The organism is Streptomyces sp. NPDC002138 (genome assembly GCF_040296485.1).
Taxonomy (GTDB): Bacteria; Actinomycetota; Actinomycetes; order Streptomycetales; family Streptomycetaceae; genus Streptomyces.
Genome location: NZ_JBEOXE010000109.1, coordinates 1 through 15,732, shown reverse-complemented (window position 1 = coordinate 15,732; position 15,732 = coordinate 1). Strand labels below are relative to the sequence as shown.

Here is a 15,732-nt window from a genome sequence, read left to right as displayed (position 1 = left end):
TCGGACCCCGCCCTCGAGGCCGGGTTCGGCCGAGCCCGGCCACCCTCCAGCCCCGCCGGCGATTGAGGCGCCGCCGGAGGCGACAGAGGCCGCGCCCGGGCCGCAGGCAGACTGGAGGGGCGCACTTCGGACCCCGCCCTCGAGGCCGGGTTCGGCCGAGCCCGGCCACCCTCCAGCCCCGTCGGCGATTGAGGCGCCGCCGGAGGCGACAGGGGGCGCGCCCGGGCCGCGGGCGGACTGGAGGGGCGGGCCACCCGCCGGCGTCGGCGGAGGCGAGCGGCGGGGCCACCGGCGCGGGGATATGCGGGCGTCCAGGGGTGGGGCTGCCGGGGCCGGTGGGGTGACCCGGGACACATCATCCCAGGATGCGGGACGCTTTCGTCCGGATGATGGACAGTAGTGGACTCCTCCAATCGGCCCATGACACGCTTCCGCCATGAATGGAGCTGGAATTGCCTTGGTGAGTCGGCGGCACGTCGACCTCGGCCGCATGTCCAGCGCCATCTGTCCGGCGCGCTGACGGAACCAGCCACCGCCGCACCTCGTCGCCGCCGCCTCCGCGGACGCGTCGATTCCGTAAGCCCCCAGCAGGCCGAAACACGCCCCTCGCCCACCGGCGAAAGGGGCGCGATCCGCCGCACCTGTCACAGGTCACAGCCGTGGGGCACCGTCGCTCCGCCCGCCCCTGCTTCGAGCCGCCACAGAAGGACGTACCGCCATGGCCGCCACCCCCGAAACGCCCGCTGCCGCCCCCGCAGCCGCGCGCCGCAAGCCCGGCCGCCATCGCGGCGAGGGCCAGTGGGCCGTCGGTCACCACACGCCCCTCAACGGCAACGAGCAGTTCAAAAAGGACGACGACGGTCTCAACGTGCGGACACGCATCGAGACGATCTACTCCAAGCGGGGCTTCGACTCCATCGACCCCAACGACCTGCGCGGCCGGATGCGCTGGTGGGGCCTCTACACCCAGCGCAAGCCCGGGATCGACGGCGGCAAGACCGCGATCCTGGAGCCGGAGGAGCTGGACGACGAGTACTTCATGCTCCGCGTCCGCATCGACGGCGGCCGCCTCACCACCGAGCAGCTGCGCGTGATCGGCGAGATCTCGCAGGAGTTCGCCCGCGGCACCGCCGACCTCACCGACCGGCAGAACGTGCAGTACCACTGGATCCGCATCGAGGACGTCCCGGAGATCTGGCGCCGCCTGGAGGCGGTCGGCCTGTCGACCACCGAGGCCTGCGGCGACACCCCGCGCGTCATCCTCGGCTCGCCGGTCGCCGGCATCGCCCAGGACGAGATCATCGACGGCACCCCCGCCATCGACGAGATCTACCGCCGCATCGTGGGCAACAAGGACTTCTCCAACCTGCCCCGCAAGTTCAAGTCGGCCGTCTCCGGCTCGCCGCTGCTCGACGTGGCGCACGAGATCAACGACATCGCCTTCGTCGGCGTGAACCACCCCGAGCACGGCCCCGGCTTCGACGTCTGGGTCGGCGGCGGCCTCTCCACGAACCCGAAGCTCGGCGTCCGCCTGGGCACCTGGGTCTCGCTGGAGGAGGTCCCGGACGTCTACGAGGGCGTCATCTCGATCTTCCGCGACTACGGCTACCGCCGCCTGCGCAACCGCGCCCGCCTGAAGTTCCTCGTCGCCGACTGGGGCCCGGAGAAGTTCCGCCGGGTGCTGGAGCAGGAGTACCTCAAGCGCGCGCTGACGGACGGCCCCGCCCCCGAGCAGCCCACCGGCCAGTGGCGCGACCACGTCGGCGTGCACCAGCAGCAGGACGGCCGCTTCTACGTCGGCTTCGCCCCCCGGGTCGGCCGCGTGGACGGCGCCACCCTCACCAAGATCGCGGACGTGGCCGAACGCCACGGCTCGGGCCGGCTGCGCACCACCGCCGAGCAGAAGATGGTCGTCCTCGACATCGAGGCGGACCAGGTGGACTCCGTCGTCGCCGCGCTGGAGGCGCTGGACCTGCGGGTCAAGCCGTCCCCGTTCCGCCGCGGCACGATGGCCTGCACCGGCATCGAGTTCTGCAAGCTGGCCATCGTCGAGACGAAGGCGCGCGGCGCCTCGCTCATCGACGAGCTGGAGCGCCGCCTGCCGGACTTCGCCGAGCCGATCACCATCAACATCAACGGCTGCCCCAACGCCTGCGCCCGCATCCAGGTGGCGGACATCGGTCTCAAGGGCCAGCTGGTCCTGGACGACGACGGCAACCAGGTCGAGGGCTACCAGGTGCACCTCGGCGGCGCGCTCGGCCTGGAGGCCGGGTTCGGCCGCAAGGTCCGCGGCCTGAAGGTCACCGCGGACGGTCTGCCCGACTACGTCGAGCGGGTCGTCACGCGCTTCGAGGAGCAGCGCGAGGACGGCGAGCGCTTCGCGGCCTGGGTCGCGCGCGCCGACGAGAAGAGCCTGGCATGAGCGAGCGCGCCGCACCGTTCCACTGCCCGTACTGCGGCGACGAGGACCTGTTCCCGAACGAACAGGGCCACGGCGCCTGGGAATGCAGGTCCTGCAATCGAGCCTTCCAGTTGAAGTACCTCGGGCTGCTGGCCCGCGGGCTTCGTTCCAACACCGCTGGAGGGGAAGAGATATGAGCACGGTTCAGGAAAGCCGGACGGCCGGTCTCAAGGAACTGGCCGAGCGGGCGGGCCGTGACCTGGAGGACGCCTCCGCGCTGGACATCCTGCGCTGGGCGGCCGACACCTTCGGCCCGAAGTTCGCCGTGACCTCCTCCATGGAGGACGCGGTGGTCGCCCACCTCGCCTCCCGCGCCCGCCCCGGCGTGGACGTCGTCTTCCTCGACACGGGCTACCACTTCGAGGAGACCATCGGCACCCGTGACGCGGTCGAGGCCGTGATGGACGTCAAGGTCATCACGCTCACCCCGCGCCAGAGCGTCGCCGAGCAGGACGCCGAGTACGGCCCGAAGCTGCACGACCGGGACCCGGACCTGTGCTGCGCGCTGCGCAAGGTCAAGCCGCTGGAAGAGGGCCTGACGGCGTACGACGCCTGGGCGACCGGGCTGCGCCGCGACGAGTCCCCGACCCGGGCGAACACCCCGGTGGTCGGCTGGGACGAGAAGCGGCAGAAGGTCAAGGTCTCCCCCATCGCGCGCTGGACCCAGGACGACGTGGACGCGTACGTCGCCGAGCACGGGGTCCTGACCAACCCGCTGCTGATGGACGGCTACGCCTCCGTCGGCTGCGCCCCCTGCACCCGCCGGGTGGCGGCGGGCGAGGACGCGCGGGCGGGCCGCTGGGCCGGCCTGGGCAAGACCGAGTGCGGACTGCACGGCTGATGACGAATCCCCCCACTCGTACGGAACCGACGGAGAGCAAGCAGATGAGCGTGAGCGACCAGGGCGCCACCGTGTGGCTGACCGGGCTGCCGAGCGCGGGCAAGACGACCATCGCCTACGCGCTGGCCGAGCGGCTGCGCGGCGAGGGCCACCGGGTGGAGGTGCTCGACGGGGACGAGATCCGCGAGTTCCTCTCCGCCGGGCTGGGCTTCACCCGCGAGGACCGGCACACCAACGTGCAGCGCATCGGCTTCGTCGCCGAACTGCTCGCGAGCAACGGCGTGAAGGCGCTGGTCCCGGTGATCGCTCCGTTCGCGGACAGCCGCGAGGCCGTGCGCAAGCGGCACGCCGCCGAGGGGACGACGTACCTGGAGGTCCATGTGGCCACCCCGGTCGAGGTCTGCTCGGAGCGCGACGTGAAGGGCCTGTACGCCAAGCAGGCGGCGGGCGAGATCTCCGGTCTGACCGGGGTCGACGACCCGTACGAGGCTCCGGAGACGCCGGACCTGCGGATCGAATCGCACACCCAGTCGGTGCAGGAGTCCGCGGCGGCACTGTTCGCGCTGCTCAACGAGAAGGGTCTGGCATGACCACCACGGTCGCCCACGTCCACGCCGAGGCCGACGCGCCCTACGCGCTGTCCCACCTGGACGCCCTCGAGTCCGAAGCCGTGCACATCTTCCGCGAGGTGGCGGGCGAGTTCGAGAAGCCGGTGATCCTCTTCTCCGGCGGCAAGGACTCCATCGTCATGCTGCACCTGGCGCTCAAGGCGTTCGCGCCCGCGCCGGTCCCCTTCACCCTGCTGCACGTCGACACGGGTCACAACTTCCCCGAGGTGCTGGAGTACCGCGACCGCACGGTGGCCGAGCACGGGCTGCGCCTGCACGTGGCGTCCGTGCAGGACTACATCGACGCGGGGAAGCTGCGCGAGCGCCCCGACGGCACCCGCAACCCGCTGCAGACCGTCCCGCTGACCGAGGCGATCCAGCAGCACCGCTTCGACGCGGTCTTCGGCGGCGGCCGCCGCGACGAGGAGAAGGCCCGCGCCAAGGAGCGGGTGTTCAGCCTGCGCGACGAGTTCTCCCAGTGGGACCCGCGCCGCCAGCGCCCCGAGCTGTGGAACCTGTACAACGGCCGGCACGCGCCGGGCGAGCACGTGCGGATCTTCCCGCTCTCCAACTGGACCGAGCTGGACGTGTGGCAGTACATCGCCCGCGAGGGCATCGAGCTGCCGGAGATCTACTTCGCCCACGAGCGCGAGGTCTTCCAGCGGCACGGCATGTGGCTGACCGCGGGCGAGTGGGGCGGCGCGAAGGAGGGCGAGGAGACGCAGACGCGGCTCGTCCGCTACCGCACCGTCGGTGACATGTCGTGCACCGGCGCCGTCGACTCCGATGCCACCACGCTGGACGCCGTGATCGCCGAGATCGCCGCCTCCCGGCTCACCGAGCGGGGTGCCACCCGCGCCGACGACAAGATGTCCGAGGCCGCGATGGAAGACCGCAAGCGCGAAGGGTACTTCTAGACATGACCTCCACCACCGAGCAGTTCGCCGACGTGTCGACGACCACCCTGCTGCGCTTCGCGACCGCCGGATCCGTCGACGACGGCAAGTCCACCCTGGTCGGGCGCCTCCTGCACGACTCCAAGTCGATCCTGACCGACCAGCTGGAGGCCGTCGAGGCGGTCTCCGCCCAGCGCGGCCAGGACACGCCCGACCTCGCGCTGCTCACCGACGGCCTGCGGGCCGAGCGCGAGCAGGGCATCACCATCGACGTCGCGTACCGGTACTTCGCCACCGCGCAGCGCCGGTTCATCCTGGCCGACACCCCCGGGCACGTGCAGTACACCCGGAACATGGTCACCGGTGCCTCCACCGCCGACCTGGCCGTGGTGCTGGTCGACGCCCGCAACGGCGTGATCGAGCAGACCCGCCGGCACGCGGCGGTCGCCGCCCTGCTGCGGGTGCCGCACGTGGTCCTGGCCGTCAACAAGATGGACCTGGTCGGCTACGAGGAGAAGGTCTTCGCGACGATCGCCGAGGAGTTCACGGCGTACGCCTCGGACCTGGGCGTCCCGGAGATCACCGCGATCCCGATCTCCGCGCTGGCCGGGGACAACGTCGTGGAGCCCTCCGCGAACATGGACTGGTACGGCGGCCCGACGGTCCTGGAGCACCTGGAGACCGTCCCGGTCAGCCACGACCTCACCGCCTGCCCGGCCCGGTTCCCGGTGCAGTACGTGATCCGTCCGCAGAGCGCCGAGCTCCCCGACTACCGCGGTTACGCGGGCCAGATCGCCTCCGGCGTGCTGCGCGTCGGCGAGGCCGTCACCGTCCTGCCGTCCGGGCGCACGAGCACCATCGCGGGGATCGACGCCCTCGGCGAGAGCGTCGACATCGCCTGGGCCCCGCAGTCGGTGACCCTGCGGCTTACGGACGACATCGACATCTCGCGCGGCGACCTGATCGCGCCGTCCGCGAGCGCCCCGGCCACCACGCAGGACGTCGAGGCGACGGTCTGCCACGTGGCCGACCAGCCGCTGTCCGTGGGCGCCCGGGTGCTGCTCAAGCACACCACGCGCACGGTCAAGGCGATCGTCAAGGAGATCCCCTCGCGGCTGACCCTGGACGACCTGTCCCAGCACCCGGAGCCCGGGCAGCTGGTGGCCAACGACATCGGCCGCGTCGTGGTGCGCACCGCCGAGCCGCTCGCGCTCGACGCGTACGCCGACTCGCGCCGCACCGGATCGTTCCTGCTGATCGACCCGGCCGACGGAACCACGCTGGCGGCGGGCATGGCGGGGGCGGCCTTCGCCTCCCGGCCCGAGACCGCCGAGCAGGCTCCCGCGGATGACGAAGGGTGGGATTTCTGAGCATGCCCACCGACATCTACTCGACCTTCGCGAAGGAGGGCGGCCGCGTGGGCAGCGGCGCCCTCGGCAGCGGCCAGGGAGGGGTGGCGCGATGTGCGTGATGACGTACGCGCACCGCATGCGCGCCCACGCCCCCCACGTGCACCACGAGCTGTACCCGCCCCTGCTCCGTAGACGAAGACGTGCGTCATGAGACCACGACGCGACGAGAGGAACACCTCCCGTGCCTGCCATCGGTACCACCCGTAAGACCACCCTGCACCGCAGCATCGCCGCCGCCGCTGCCCTGCCCCTGCTGATCGGGGCGCTCGCCTCCTGCGGCTACGGCTCCGAGGCCGCGAAGGACGAGCCCGCCGCCAAGGCGAGCGCCGCCCCGGCCGACGGCAAGAAGCTCTCCGCCTCCGAGGTCCGGATCGGCTACTTCCCCAACCTGACGCACGCCACCGCGCTCGTCGGCATCCAGGAAGGCCTGATCGCCAAGGAGCTGAACGGCACCACGATCAAGCCGCAGACCTTCAACGCGGGCCCGTCCGAGATCGAGGCGCTCAACGGCGGCTCTCTCGACATCGGGTTCATCGGCCCCTCGCCGTCCATCAACGCCTACGTGAAGTCCAAGGGCACCGACCTGCGGATCATCTCCGGCTCCGCCTCCGGCGGCGTGAAGCTGGTCGTGAACCCGGACAAGATCAAGACCCTGGACGACCTCAAGGGCAAGAAGATCGCCACCCCGCAGAAGGGGAACACGCAGGACGTCGCGTTCCTCAACTGGATCTCCCAGAAGGGCTGGAAGGTCGACCCGGAGTCCGGCAAGGGTGACGTCTCCGTCGTCCGCACCGACAACAAGGTCACCCCGGACGCCTTCAAGCAGGGCTCCATCGACGGCGCCTGGGTGCCGGAGCCGACGGCCTCCAAGCTCGTGTCCGACGGTGGCAAGGTCCTCCTCGACGAGGGCTCGCTGTGGCCGGAGAACAAGTTCGTGATCACGAACGTGGTCGTGTCGCAGAAGTTCCTCAAGGATCACCCGGACGTGGTGGAGGCCGTGCTGCGCGGCACGGTGAAGACGAACGCGTGGATCCACTCCAACCAGGACAAGGCGAAGGCCTCCGCCAACGCGGCACTCAAGGCACTGAGCGGCAAGGAGCTGGAGCCGGCCGTCATCGACCCGGCGTGGCCCAGCATCCAGGTCACCGACGACCCGCTGGCGAGCACGCTGAAGACGGAGTCCGACTGGGCGGTCAAGGCCAAGCTCATCGAGCAGCCCGACCTGGCCGGCATCTACGACCTGTCGCTCCTGAACAAGGTCCTCAAGGCCGCGGGCAAGCCCGAGGTCTCCGACGCCGGCCTCGGCACCAAGTAACCCCGTCAGTTCAGTCGACCCCCAGGAGGTGACGACCATGGCCACCACGCTCGCCAAGGCTGCCGAGGGCATCGCAGCGACGACGCCGGCGACGCACGCCGCGCGGATCGAGCACGTCTCGAAGTCCTTCTCCGGCCCGGCCGGTTCACAGCTCGTGCTGGACGACATCAGCCTCGATGTCGCGCCCGGCGAGTTCGTCACCATCCTGGGGGCCTCGGGGTGTGGCAAGTCCACCCTGCTGAACCTGGTCGCGGGGCTGGACGCCCCGTCCGCGGGGACGATCGACACCCCCGGCGGGCGGCCCGCCCTGATGTTCCAGGAGCACGCCCTCTTCCCGTGGCTCACCGCGGGCAAGAACATCGAACTCGCCCTGCGGCTGCGCGGGGTGGCCAAGGCCGAGCGCCGTCCGGAGGCGGAGCGGCTGCTGGAGCTGGTCCGTCTGGGCGGCGCGTACGGCAAGCGCGTCCACGAGCTGTCGGGCGGCATGCGCCAGCGCGTGGCGCTCGCCCGGGCGCTCGCCCAGGACAGCCGGCTGCTGCTGATGGACGAGCCGTTCGCGGCGCTGGACGCCATCACCCGCGACGTGCTGCACAACGAACTGACCCGCATCTGGGCGGAGACTGACCTCTCCGTCCTCTTCGTGACGCACAACGTCCGCGAGGCCGTCCGGCTCGCGCAGCGCGTGGTCCTGCTCTCCTCGCGGCCCGGCCGGGTCGCCAAGGAGTGGACCGTCGACATCCCGCAGCCGCGCCGCATCGAGGACCCGGACGTCGCGGAGCTGTCCGTCGAGATCACTGAACACCTGCGTGGGGAGATCCGCCGCCATGGCCAGCACTGAGACAACCGAGAAGACCGCGGCCAAGGCGACGAGCGACGACCTGGCCGGCCTGGAGGCCGGGCTGGACGCGCTCGACGCGGTCCAGACCCACCGCACCCCGGTCCGCGAGGTGCTCGTCAAGAAGGTCCTGCCGCCGGCGCTCGCCGTCGGCCTGGTCCTCGCCGTGTGGCAGATCCTGGTCTCCACACACGTCACCGACGCGACCAAGCTGCCCTCGCCGTCCGCGGTGTGGGACGGCTTGTCCGCGATGTGGCTCAAGGGCACCCTGCTGGAGGTCATCTGGACCAGCGTGTCGCGCGGCCTGCTCGGCTTCCTGCTGGCCCTGGCCATCGGCACCCCGCTCGGCCTGCTGGTCGCCCGGGTGAAGTTCGTCCGCGCCGCGATCGGCCCGATCCTGCAGGGTCTGCAGTCCCTGCCGTCGGTGGCCTGGGTGCCGCCGGCCGTGATCTGGCTCGGCCTGAACGACTCGATGATGTTCGCGGTCATCCTGCTCGGCGCGGTCCCCTCGATCGCCAACGGCCTCGTCGCGGGCCACGACCAGATCCCGCCGCTGTTCCTGCGGGCCGGGCGCACCCTGGGCGCCACCGGCCTCAAGGGCACCTGGCACGTGGTCATGCCGGCCGCGCTGCCCGGCTACCTCGCCGGTCTCAAGCAGGGCTGGGCCTTCTCCTGGCGCTCGCTGATGGCCGCCGAGATCATCGCCTCCTCTCCCGACCTGGGCCTGGGCCTGGGCCAGTTGCTGGAGAACGGCCGCAACAACATCGACATGCCGGGCGTGTTCCTCGCGATCATCCTGATCCTGCTCGTGGGCATCGCGATCGACCTGATCATCTTCAGCCCGCTGGAGCGCTGGGTGCTGCGCAGCCGCGGTCTGCTGGTCAAGGGCTGACAGCGCCGTGCGTCCCGTTCTGCTGGTCATCGCCCACGGCAGCCGCGACCCGCGGCACGCGGCGACCGTGCACGCCCTCACCGGGCGGGTGCGGGCGCTGCGGCCCGGGCTGCGGGTGGAGACGGCGTTCCTCGACTTCAACGCCCCGGCCGTGCCGCAGGTCCTCTCGGCCCTGTACGCGGACGGGGTGCGGGACGTCGTCGCCCTCCCCCTCCTGCTGACCCGCGCCTTCCACGCGAAGGCGGACGTACCGGCGGTGCTGGAGCGGTCCCGGGCCGCGCTGCCCGGCCTGTCCCTGCGGGTGGCCGACGTGCTCGGTCCCTCGCCCCTGCTGACCGACGCGCTGGAGCGCCGGCTGGCGGAGGCCGGGCTGCGTCCGGCCGACCGTTCGACCACCGGCGTGGTGCTCGCGTCCGCCGGTTCCTCAGACCCGGAGGCGATCGCAGCGATCGCTGAAACCGCGCGGGAGTGGCGGCACACCGGTTGGTGCGCCGTGCGGCCTGCGTTCGCCTCCGCGGCCTTGCCCCGCACCGAGGACGCTGTACGGGCGCTGCGCGCCGAGGGCGTCCGGCGCGTGGTGGTGGCCCCGTACGTCCTGGCCCCCGGCCGGCTCCCGGACCGCATCGCGGCGGGCGCCGCGGCGGCCGGGGCGGACCTGGTGGCCGGGGTCCTCGGCGCCGCCCCGGAGGTCGCGCGCCTGTTGCTGCGGCGCTACGACGCGGCGGCGCTCGCCCCGGCCCGTCTCGCGGCCCTGACGGCCTGACCTGCGCCGCCCGCGAAGGCGAGGATCTCCGGCGCCGCCCCGGCGAGGGTGGTGAAGTGCCGGTGTACGCCGTCCACGGGAGCGGGGGTGTTGACCCCCCAGACGGTCATGCCTGCGGCCAGGCCCGCGCGCACGCCCGAGGGGGCGTCCTCGATCACCAGGCAGTCGCCGGGGTCCGCGCCGAGCAGCTCGGCGGCGCGGAGATAGGGCACCGGTGAGGGCTTGCCCTCGGCCACCGCGGCGGCGTCCACGAGGACCTCGGGCAGCGGCAGCCCGGTGCGTTCGAAGCGGCCGCGCACCCGGTGCGCGTAGTTCGAGGTGACCAGCGCCCAGGAGCCCGGCGCCAGCGCGCGCAGGAGCCGCGCCGCGCCGTCGAAGGCCCCGTAGGACCCGGTCCGTACGTCCTCGTCCTCCAGCGCGTGCAGGAGGGCCAGGCAGGCCGCCGGGTCCTGGTCCGGCAGGAGCTCCGCGAAGGTCTCCGTCGGGCGGGTGCGCAGGGCGACCCGGTACACCTCGGCCGGGTCCAGCCCGTACCGCCGCGCCCAGGTGGCCCAGACGCGCCGCTGGTTGTCGAGGGCGTCGATCAGGGTGCCGTCGACGTCGAACAGGACGCGCGGGTGTCCGCTCACGCGCGGGCCTCGGCCTCGTCGGCGAGGGCGGTGAGGTCCTCGATGGTCATGGAGCCCGGCGCCAGGCCCTCGCGGGCGAAGATGTTGGCCGCGTGCCGGAGCACGTCGTTGACCGGGGTCGGGACCCCGTGCAGGCGGCCCAGCAGGCAGATCTCCCCGTTGAGGTAGTCCGCCTCGATGCTGCCCGTGCCGCGGCGCAGGCTCTGCCAGGACGATCCGCCGCGCACCCCGGGAGGCTGGACGGACCTGCCGTCGCGCGCCGCCGATTCCTCGGCGGCGGAGACGGGGGTGATCCCGGCCGCGGCGAAGGCGGCCTTGGCCTCGCGGACCGCGCGCGCCATCAGGGCGCCCTTCGCGGGGGCCGGTTCGGGGCCGGTGGTGGCCTGGACGGCGTTGCCGAGGTTGCCCAGCAGCTTCGCGTACTTCCAGCGCATCACGTCCTCGGTGACCACCGCCTCGAACCCGGCCCCGGCCAGGTCGGCGCCGATCCGCCGGGCGCGCGCGTCCGCTCCGCCCGCGGCCCGGCCCAGGTGCAGGATCCCGGTGCGGGGGCTGCCGAGGGCCGACACGACGCCGGGCTCCAGGAAGTTCGCGGGCAGCCAGACGCACAGCCCGTAGACCCGGTCGAAGCGGCGCAGCGCGAGGCGCTCGCCCTCCACGCCGTTCTGCGCGCAGACCAGCGGCAGCCGCTGGGCGGCGGTGCCGCCGCCGGCGACCTCCGCGTCGCCCCACGCGTCGAGCGCGGCGATGGCGTCCTGGGTCTTGACGGCCAGCAGCAGCACGTCGTCGGGGCGCAGCTCCCCCAGCTCCTGCGGTCCCGTGACCACGGGCAGCCGGTGGACGCGGGTGCCCTCGGCCGTGGTGAGCCGCAGACCGTCCGCGCGCAGCGCCTCCGCGTGCGGACCGCGGGCGACGAGGACGACCTCGCCGCCCGCCTCCGCGAGACGTCCGCCGATGGTGGCGCCGATCGCGCCCGCGCCGATGATGATGTAACGCATGGGACGAGCCTGGCACATCGCGTGGTCTGCGTTACGGTCGGGGCATGGTGGACACGGTGTTCAGTCTGGGTGGGGACCTGCCGGTGCGTCGGCTCGGTTTCGGTACGGGCGGCCTGGTCGGGCCCGGGTACTGGGGTCCCCGCGGGGACCGGGAGCAGGGGCGGGCGCTGCTGCGCGCCGCGGTGGAGGGCGGGGTCCGCCTCATCGACACCGCCGACAACTACGGTCCTGAGCTGGCCGAGGAGCTGATCGCCGAGGCCCTGTACCCGTACGCCGACGGCCTGGTCGTCGCCACGAAGGGCGGGGTGGTGCGCACCGGCCCCGACGAGTGGCACGTCGCGGGGCGCCCGGAGCAGCTGCGGGCGGCGTGCGAGGCGAGCCTGCGGCGGCTGCGGCTGGAGCGGATCGACCTGTACCAGCTGCACCGCTTCGATCCCGCGCTGCCGGAGGCCGAACAGCTGGGCGTGCTGGCGCAGTTGCGCGCGGAGGGCAAGATCCGGCACATCGGCCTGGACAGCGTGAGCGCCGACCAGCTGGCGCTGGCCCTGGAGACGGAAGCGGTGGCCTCCGTCCAGAACGCCTTCCACCTGCTGGATCGCTCGGCCGCCCCGGTGCTCGCGCTGTGCGAGGCCGAGGGGATCGCCTTCCTTCCCTATTACCCGCTGGGCAGGGGCGCCCTGACCCGCGACGGTTCGGCCGCCCTGGCGGCGGTGGCCGCCGCGCACGGGGCCGGCCCGGGCCAGATCGCCCTGGCCTGGCTGCTGCACCACTCCCCGGTGCTGTGCCCGGCCCCGGGGACGGGGTCGCCCGTACACCTGGCGGAGAACCTGGAGGCGCCCTCGATCGCGCTGTCCCCGGCGGAACTGGCGCTGCTGGACGCGCTGGCGGCCTGAGCTTCCCTACGCCGGCTCCGCCGTGAGTTCGACGAGCTTGGCGACGGTGTTCCAGTTGCGGGTGGTGACGTCGAGGCCCTTGACCACGGCCGGGCGGGCCAGGGCCTCGGCCAGTTTGGACCGGCCGAGGCCTTCGGGGGCGTACAGGTAGATCACCCGGTCGCCGAGCCGGAACTCCTCCGGGAGGTACACGTCCTCGTCGAGCGCGGCGAAGCGCTCCTCCCCGGGCTGCTCGGACAGGAAGGTGACGTGCAGCTGCTTGCCCTCCAGCGTGGCGGCGGGGAAGGGGCAGGCGGCGGCGACGGCCCGCAGGTGGGCGCCGTCGACCACGAGGCAGGGGACGCGGAAGCCGAAGTGCCCCTCGATGGCGGCCTCCAGCTCGCGGGCGAGCTCCTCGAGTCCGGCGTCGGCACGCGCGGTGGTGAAGACGGCGTTGCCGCTCTGCAGGTAGGTGCGGACACCGGTGTGGCCGAGCCCCGCGAGGACCTCGCGCAGCTCGGCCATCGGGACCTTCTTGTGCCCGCCGACATTGATGCCGCGCAGCAGGGCGGCGTACGTCCGTGTGGTCATCCCCGAACGATAGGCGCGGCCACTGACAGCGCCGGATCGGCGCCGGGTCTACTTCGGGCAGTTGATGACGCCGTCGGCGATGCCCACGACCGCACCGATGAGCATCCCGCCGGCCGCCACCTCGGGACCGCCCCAGAGGCCCCTGACGGCCCCGCCGACGATGCCGGTGCCGATGCGCTTGGCCATGCACTTGTCGTGGGCGTCGCTGCTCGCGGAAGCGGGCGAGGCCTGGAAGGACGCCGCCGTCAGCATCCCGGCCGTCTTCCGCGCGACGGCCGGGGAAGCGGCCGCGGCGGTACCCAGGGAGAAGGTCGGGGGCGAGACGGTGCCGGTGACGGTGTCACCGGTGACGCCCTCGATGGTCTGGGTGATGGTACGGCCGCTGACCGCGAGGGCGACCTTGTGGGCCGTGCCGTTCGTGTCCGCGACGGTGCCGGGCTGCACGGTGGCGATGGGGGCGCCGTCCGCGTCACTGACCTGGAGGCCGCCCTGTACGACGCTCAGCTTCGTCCCCGCCGGAAGGTCCACGGCCTCCGAAGCGGTCTTCGCCAGGGTGGCCGGCTTCACGTCCGGGCTGGTGGTGTCGCCGCCCGGCGGGGTGGCGCTGGTGTGGGCGACGTACATCGTCGAACCGGCCGCCGAGTTGATGACGGGGACGGTGACGGTGGCGTCGGTCGTCCACGGCTGGTTGTCCGTGTTGAAGGTCCAGGTGCCGGTGACCTTCTTGCCGACGGCCGCGAAGTCGACCCAGGCGTAGCTCTTGGAGGGGACTTCGACCGCGATCCCGTTGATCGTCGACTCGTCCGAGGTGTAGGTCTGCGTCGCGGTCAGCTGATTGCTGATCATGGCCTGGACGGGGGTGGTGACGCCGACCGACGTCGACAGCCCCGCCGAGAAGGACTGGGCCCAGCCGGAGTGGTAGATCGTGGTGAAGATCTGCTTCATCGAGGCGCTGGTGTCGTTGTACCAGACCGACGAGGCGGGCTGGCGGGGCAGCACCTCGGGCCGGCCCTCGGACTTCTGCGTCCACGAACAGGTGGAGGTCTTCTTGGAGCACAGGTCGCCGTAGTAGTCGAGCGCGAGGCTCCTGGCCTCGGCCGCCTTCGCGGCGGGGACCGTCCATTCCTGGGCCGCGCTGCCGTTGCAGGGGTTGGGCTGGGCGAGGATGCCCCACAGGTGGAGGCCGCCCCGGTTGTCCATGCACCACTCGGTGCCGCTGCTGTCGTCGCGGCGGGCGATGCCGAAGGTGTTGGGCTTGCCGTCGACGGGGCGGAAGTGCCACTGCTCGCCGTCCTTGCCGCAGGACTGCTGCACGGCGGGCTGCGAGGCGTAGACGCACTTCCCGGAGGAGGTGCTGGCGATGTTGAAGGTGCCGGTCGAACCGAGCTTGATCAAACGCTAGTTCGTGTAGTTGGTGCCGTCGGGGGTGACGGAGATCTGATTTCCGTCGCCGGTGCCCGTCGCGTTGAGGGTGCCGTCCGGGTTGGTGAAGGTATAGGCATCGGGCGTCGCGGCGGCGGCGGCCGGGGTGGCGGCGCTGGCCGGGGTGGCGGCGAGGACGGGCACCAAAAGGGCCAGGGCGACGGCCGGTGCGGTGAGGAGCCGCGCGGCCCTCTTCATATGTGTCTGCATGGGCACTTCCTGTGGTGTCGGGTGACGTCCTGCGGGCAGGTCGCCGCCGGGGCCGACGTGGCCACTCAGTCACGCACGCGGGGGCCGCGCCGCGAACCCGGAACGCTCCGGAGTGACGCGGCCGGGGCGGCGGGCGTGGCGTCCGGATGTGTGCGGGTTGTCGGGTGATGATGACGACGTGCGACTTGATCACGTGTCCTATGCGGTGGCCCGCGACAGCTTCGTCTCGACCGTCCAGTGGATCGGATCGGCCCTCGGCGCCGGGTTCGTGGACGGGGGCGTGCACCCACGATTCGGCACCCGCAATTTCATTCTCCCGCTGAGCGGCGGCACCTACGTCGAGGTCGTCACCACGCTCGACCACCCCGCCGCCGACCGCGCACCCTTCGGCCGGGCGGTCGCGCGCCGCGCCGCCGAGGGCGGCGGCTGGCTCGGTTGGGTGGTCTCCGTCGACGACATCGCCCCGGTCGAGGCCCGTCTCGGCCGCGCCTCGGCCGAGGGCCACCGGGTCCGCCCCGACGGGTTCGACCTGAGGTGGAAGCAGATCGGCCTGCTGGAGCTGCTGGAGGAACCGCAACTGCCGTACTTCCTTCAGTGGCTGGTCCCCAGCGAGGAGCGCCCGAGCGCCGACCCGCGCACCCCCACCACCATCCACGGGGTCTCCATCGCCGGCGACGCCGCCTCCATCGCCGAATTCCTCGGCGAACCGGCCGACCACCCCCTCGACCAGATCGACGTCACCTGGGTCGAGGACGAGGAACCGGGCCTGGTCTCGGTCGAATTCGCCACCGCCCGCGGTCCCGTCACGATCTGACCTTTCCGGCCACGGCACTGGGCCGTCTCTTCCGGATCTTGCCTGGCCCGCGTCGCCGGGCAAGATCCGGAAGAGACGGCCTAGTACTGCAACGGTGTTTGCCGTGACGGTTGGGCAGGTCGGTCGTTGTTCAGTTCATGGGTGGGGAACTTGCTGCTGCCCGGTCGTGGGCT

At 72.2% G+C, this 15,732-nt stretch carries 18 protein-coding genes; 13 read left to right on the top strand and 5 right to left on the bottom strand.

Annotated elements, in window-relative coordinates; genetic code table 11:
* Positions 1 to 436: 436 nt before the first annotated feature.
* The 11 genes from ABT084_RS36265 to ABT084_RS36215 all read left to right on the top strand — a co-directional run bounded on the left by ABT084_RS36265 (position 437) and on the right by ABT084_RS36215 (position 10,023).
* Entirely contained in the window at positions 437 to 520 is an 84-nt protein-coding gene (locus ABT084_RS36265; RefSeq protein ID WP_312847410.1) for a putative leader peptide, read from the top strand.
* Between the two features lie 198 nt (positions 521 to 718).
* The gene (locus ABT084_RS36260) at positions 719 to 2,422 is read left to right on the top strand and encodes a nitrite/sulfite reductase (protein ID WP_351053620.1); all 1,704 of its coding nucleotides are present in this window, start codon (positions 719 to 721) and stop codon (positions 2,420 to 2,422) included.
* Entirely contained in the window at positions 2,419 to 2,598 is a 180-nt protein-coding gene (locus ABT084_RS36255) for a hypothetical protein (protein WP_351053617.1), read from the top strand. The genes ABT084_RS36260 and ABT084_RS36255 overlap by 4 nt, the downstream gene beginning before the upstream one ends.
* Entirely contained in the window at positions 2,595 to 3,302 is a 708-nt protein-coding gene (locus ABT084_RS36250; protein ID WP_351053614.1) for a phosphoadenylyl-sulfate reductase, read from the top strand. The genes ABT084_RS36255 and ABT084_RS36250 overlap by 4 nt, the downstream gene beginning before the upstream one ends.
* A 44-nt stretch (positions 3,303 to 3,346) precedes the next feature.
* Positions 3,347 to 3,892, top strand: a complete 546-nt coding sequence (gene cysC, locus ABT084_RS36245; protein ID WP_351053612.1) for an adenylyl-sulfate kinase — start codon at positions 3,347 to 3,349, stop codon at positions 3,890 to 3,892.
* Entirely contained in the window at positions 3,889 to 4,827 is a 939-nt protein-coding gene (gene cysD, locus ABT084_RS36240; RefSeq protein WP_351053609.1) for a sulfate adenylyltransferase subunit CysD, read from the top strand. The genes cysC and cysD overlap by 4 nt, the downstream gene beginning before the upstream one ends.
* Before the next feature lie 2 nt (positions 4,828 to 4,829).
* Positions 4,830 to 6,176: a sulfate adenylyltransferase subunit 1 gene (locus tag ABT084_RS36235; protein WP_351053607.1), complete on the top strand. Its 1,347-nt coding sequence runs from the start codon at positions 4,830 to 4,832 to the stop codon at positions 6,174 to 6,176.
* Between the two features lie 232 nt (positions 6,177 to 6,408).
* Positions 6,409 to 7,533 carry an aliphatic sulfonate ABC transporter substrate-binding protein gene (locus tag ABT084_RS36230; protein ID WP_351053623.1) on the top strand — a complete coding sequence of 375 codons (1,125 nt, stop codon included), beginning with the start codon at positions 6,409 to 6,411 and terminating at the stop codon, positions 7,531 to 7,533.
* 37 nt (positions 7,534 to 7,570) lie between these two features.
* On the top strand, positions 7,571 to 8,371 hold the full coding sequence (locus ABT084_RS36225; protein ID WP_351053604.1) for an ABC transporter ATP-binding protein: 801 nt from the start codon (positions 7,571 to 7,573) through the stop codon (positions 8,369 to 8,371).
* Positions 8,358 to 9,260, top strand: coding sequence for an ABC transporter permease (locus tag ABT084_RS36220; RefSeq protein WP_351053601.1), 903 nt, complete (start codon positions 8,358 to 8,360; stop codon positions 9,258 to 9,260). Before ABT084_RS36225 ends, ABT084_RS36220 begins: the two co-directional genes overlap by 14 nt.
* A 7-nt stretch (positions 9,261 to 9,267) precedes the next feature.
* A complete protein-coding gene (locus tag ABT084_RS36215; protein ID WP_351053598.1) occupies positions 9,268 to 10,023 on the top strand; it encodes a sirohydrochlorin chelatase in 756 nt (251 codons plus the stop codon).
* Here the strand turns inward: ABT084_RS36215 and ABT084_RS36210 are convergent.
* Together ABT084_RS36210 and ABT084_RS36205 are read right to left on the bottom strand one after the other, a co-directional pair.
* Positions 9,972 to 10,652, bottom strand: coding sequence for an HAD family hydrolase (locus ABT084_RS36210; RefSeq protein WP_351053595.1), 681 nt, complete (start codon positions 10,650 to 10,652; stop codon positions 9,972 to 9,974). The two genes, ABT084_RS36215 and ABT084_RS36210, sit on opposite strands and share 52 nt — an antisense overlap.
* On the bottom strand, positions 10,649 to 11,650 hold the full coding sequence (locus ABT084_RS36205; RefSeq protein ID WP_351053592.1) for a ketopantoate reductase family protein: 1,002 nt from the start codon (positions 11,648 to 11,650) through the stop codon (positions 10,649 to 10,651). Before ABT084_RS36205 ends, ABT084_RS36210 begins: the two co-directional genes overlap by 4 nt.
* 44 nt (positions 11,651 to 11,694) lie before the next feature.
* Here ABT084_RS36205 and ABT084_RS36200 point away from each other — a divergent pair, with 44 nt between their 5' ends.
* Positions 11,695 to 12,543, top strand: a complete 849-nt coding sequence (locus tag ABT084_RS36200; RefSeq protein WP_351053590.1) for an aldo/keto reductase — start codon at positions 11,695 to 11,697, stop codon at positions 12,541 to 12,543.
* A gap of 6 nt (positions 12,544 to 12,549) precedes the next feature.
* Here the strand turns inward: ABT084_RS36200 and ABT084_RS36195 are convergent, their stop codons facing one another.
* The 3 genes from ABT084_RS36195 to ABT084_RS36185 are packed head-to-tail and all read right to left on the bottom strand — an operon-like array spanning position 12,550 to position 14,745.
* Complete coding sequence (locus tag ABT084_RS36195; RefSeq protein WP_351053587.1) at positions 12,550 to 13,113, bottom strand: DUF1697 domain-containing protein; 564 nt, start codon at positions 13,111 to 13,113, stop codon at positions 12,550 to 12,552.
* A gap of 48 nt (positions 13,114 to 13,161) precedes the next feature.
* Positions 13,162 to 14,508, bottom strand: coding sequence for an RICIN domain-containing protein (locus ABT084_RS36190; RefSeq protein ID WP_351053584.1), 1,347 nt, complete (start codon positions 14,506 to 14,508; stop codon positions 13,162 to 13,164).
* A gap of 3 nt (positions 14,509 to 14,511) precedes the next feature.
* Positions 14,512 to 14,745 (bottom strand): hypothetical protein, encoded by a 234-nt coding sequence (locus ABT084_RS36185; RefSeq protein ID WP_351053581.1) that lies wholly within the window; start codon positions 14,743 to 14,745, stop codon positions 14,512 to 14,514.
* A gap of 178 nt (positions 14,746 to 14,923) precedes the next feature.
* Between ABT084_RS36185 and ABT084_RS36180 the strand changes: the two genes are divergently transcribed.
* Entirely contained in the window at positions 14,924 to 15,559 is a 636-nt protein-coding gene (locus ABT084_RS36180) for a VOC family protein (protein WP_351053579.1), read from the top strand.
* Positions 15,560 to 15,732 lie beyond the last annotated feature (173 nt).